This is a genomic window from Pseudomonas agronomica (assembly GCF_025917275.1).
Classification (GTDB): Bacteria; Pseudomonadota; Gammaproteobacteria; order Pseudomonadales; family Pseudomonadaceae; genus Aquipseudomonas; species Aquipseudomonas agronomica.
On record NZ_JAOSHO010000568.1, the window covers coordinates 1 to 2,948 of the forward strand.

2 protein-coding genes are annotated in these 2,948 nt (G+C 63.0%); both read left to right on the plus strand.

Annotated elements, in window-relative coordinates; all coding sequences use genetic code 11:
• The first annotated feature begins 149 nt into the window (after positions 1 to 149).
• Positions 150 to 1,592 (plus strand): TldD/PmbA family protein, encoded by a 1,443-nt coding sequence (locus OC610_RS24565; RefSeq protein ID WP_264431549.1) that lies wholly within the window; start codon positions 150 to 152, stop codon positions 1,590 to 1,592.
• Complete coding sequence (locus OC610_RS24570) at positions 1,592 to 2,929, plus strand: TldD/PmbA family protein (protein WP_264431551.1); 1,338 nt, start codon at positions 1,592 to 1,594, stop codon at positions 2,927 to 2,929. The genes OC610_RS24565 and OC610_RS24570 overlap by 1 nt, the downstream gene beginning before the upstream one ends.
• Positions 2,930 to 2,948 lie beyond the last annotated feature (19 nt).

The window sequence follows — 2,948 nt, forward strand, 5'->3', positions numbered from 1 at the left end:
AGGGGCCAGCCCATTCAGCATATTTCTCTGACTGCCACACCGCAAAATTCCCATCTGCCTTGATCCCTCCCCCGCCCCAGGCCTACTCTAGAGCCACCGCGTCAATGCGCCGCACCTCGCTGCATCGCCACTCCAGACAAGGAGGTTTCATGTTCGACTTCCATCCCCAGCTCAAGCAGCGGTTTGCTGCCTTGCGCACGGGCGCTGAATTCTTTTCCCTGCGCTATGTCCGTGAGTCCGGCCAGCATCTGTCGGTGCGCAAGAACGTCGCCGAACCACCGAGCCTGAACCGCGACGAAGGGGCGATGCTCACCGTGCGGGTCAACGGCGTCGAGGCCTACGCGGCCACCAATGATCTGTCCCAGGCCGGCCTGCAAGCAGCATTGGAGCGCGCCGAGCAACACGCTCGCCGGCTCAAGCCCCATGCGCTGCTCGACTTGCGCGAGCAAGCGGTGTCCAGCGACCGTGCCGACTACTTCTCGCCGCATTTCGACCAGGCTTTCCCTCCGCTGAGCGATTGCTACCAACTGCTCGGCGACGAATCGGCTTCGGTGCCCACCGACGAACGCCTGGTGAACTGGCAGGCCAGCATCGGCCTGACCCAGGTCGAGCAGATCTACCTCAACAGTGCCGGCGCTGAGTTGCGCCAGGCCCAACGCTTCATCTACCCGGCCCTGGATGTCACCGCGTTCGACGGCCACGACAGCCAGACCCGCACCCTGGGCCGGGAAAATTTCGGCCAGCAAGGTGGTTTCGATGTGATCAGCCGTTGCGGCCTGATCGGCGCCGGCCCGAGAATCGCCGACCAGGCCCTGCAATTGCTCATGGCGCCGAACACGCCCCAGGGCCCGCGCGACCTATTGCTGATGCCCGACCAGATGATGCTGCAGATCCACGAGTCCATCGGCCATCCGCTGGAACTGGACCGCATCCTCGGGGATGAGCGCAATTACGCCGGAACCAGCTTCGTCAAGACCAGCGATTTCGGCCACTTGCAATATGGCTCCAGCCTGTTGAACGTGACCTTCGACCCGGACATTCCCGAAGAACTGGCGAGCTACAGCCATGACGACGACGGCAGCGCCGCGAGCAAGCAGTTCCTGATTCGTGAAGGGCTGCTGTTGCGCCCATTGGGCGGGGCGCTGTCGCAGTTCCGCGCAGGCCTCGACGGTGTCGCCAACAGCCGCGCCTGCGGTTGGAACCGCCCCCCTATCGACCGCATGGCGAACCTGAACATCGAACCCGGCGACCAATCCCTGGAGCAACTGATCCAGGGCATTGAGCACGGCGTGTTGATGCGCACCAACCGGTCCTGGTCCATCGACGATGCCCGGAACAAATTCCAGTTCGGTTGCGAATGGGGCCAGTTGATCGAAAACGGTGAGCTCAAGGGCGTGGTGAAGAACCCCAACTACCGGGGCATCTCCGCGCAGTTCTGGAAAAGCCTGAGGGCGGTCGGCGACGCCAGCACCTCCCAGGTCCTCGGCACGCCGAACTGCGGCAAGGGCGAACCGAACCAGGTCATCCGTGTCGGCCATGCGTCGCCGGCCTGTGTGTTCAGCCATGTCGATGTGTTTGGGGGAGACGCCTGATGAGCACTGTCAATAATGAAGCGGGGCCGTTCAAGGCGTTGGTCGATTGGCTGCGCGATGCCCTGCGCGAACCTGAACAATTCACCCTCGGCTACGCCGCCGAGTCGTCGGCCTTCGTGCGTTTCAACCACGGCAAGGTCCGCCAGGCCGGCCAGGTGCAGCAAGCCAATGTCAGTTTCAAATTGATCAACGATGGCCGCCACGCCGATCTGCAGATCACCCTGTCCGGCGACACCGAGACCGACCAGCAACGCCTGGCCGAAGGGCTGCAGCAATTGCGCGAAACCTTGCCGTTGCTGCCCGCCGATCCCTACCTGCTGCTCAACCACAATCACTGGCACAGCGATAACGTGCAAGCCCATCCATTGCCCGAAACGGAGCAGGCCGTCGCTGAAATCACCCGTGCAGCCGAAGGCCTGGATCTGGTCGGGTTCTACGCTGCGGGGCCGATCAGCCGTGGTTTCGCCAGTTCTTCAGGCGCATTTGGCTGGCACCAGGCCAACAGTTTCAATTTCGACTTCAGCCTGTTCCATGAGAACGGCCAAGCGGTGAAAGCCAGCTACGCCGGGCATGAATGGAGCAGCGAGGGATTCGCCCGGCGCTTCGAACAGGCTCGCGAGCAACTGGAGTTTCTCGGCCGTCCGCTGCGCACGCTGCCGCCCGGCGAATATCGTGCTTATCTGGCGCCGGCCGCCCTGGAAGAGATCATGGGCATGCTCAGTTGGGGCGGTTTTTCCGCCCGGGCGATTGCCAGCAAGCAGAGCCCGCTGCAGAAGTTCTACGCCCACGAAGCCAGCTTGAGCCCCAACGTGTGGCTGACCGAACAGGTCAGCGGCTCCTTGAGCCCGGCGTTTTCCGACGAAGGTTATCCCCGCGACGACCTGACACTGATCGCCAAGGGCACGGCTAACGCACGGCTGGTCAACTCCCGCAGCGCCGCCGAATACGGCCTCGGCGCCAATGGTGCCAGCAGCTACGAATACCCCACGGCGCTGGACATGCAGGGCGGGCAATTGGAGCAGAAATACATACTCGAACAACTCGGCACTGGTTTGTACATCAGCAATCTCTGGTACCTGAACTACTCGGACCAACCGGCGGCGCGCCTGACCGGCATGACCCGCTTCGCCACGTTCTGGGTCGAGAATGGCCAAATCCAGGCACCGGTCAGCACGATGCGTTTCGATGACAGTGTCTACAGCCTGCTGGGCTCGCAGCTCGAAGCGCTGACCCGGGAGCGGGAACTTCTGCTCTCGGCCAGCACCTACAGCCAACGGGCCACGGCCTCGATGTTGTTGCCGGGGGCGTTGGTGAAGCGACTGACCTTAACCCTGTAGCGCCGAGTCCCCGTGGCGA

Excerpts from the sequence above, each read along its gene's own strand:
- OC610_RS24565 (WP_264431549.1), top strand. The coding sequence starts at position 150 with ATGTTCGACTTCCATCCCCAGCTCAAGCAGCGGTTTGCTGCCTTGCGC.
- OC610_RS24570 (WP_264431551.1), top strand. The coding sequence starts at position 1,592 with ATGAGCACTGTCAATAATGAAGCGGGGCCGTTCAAGGCGTTGGTCGAT.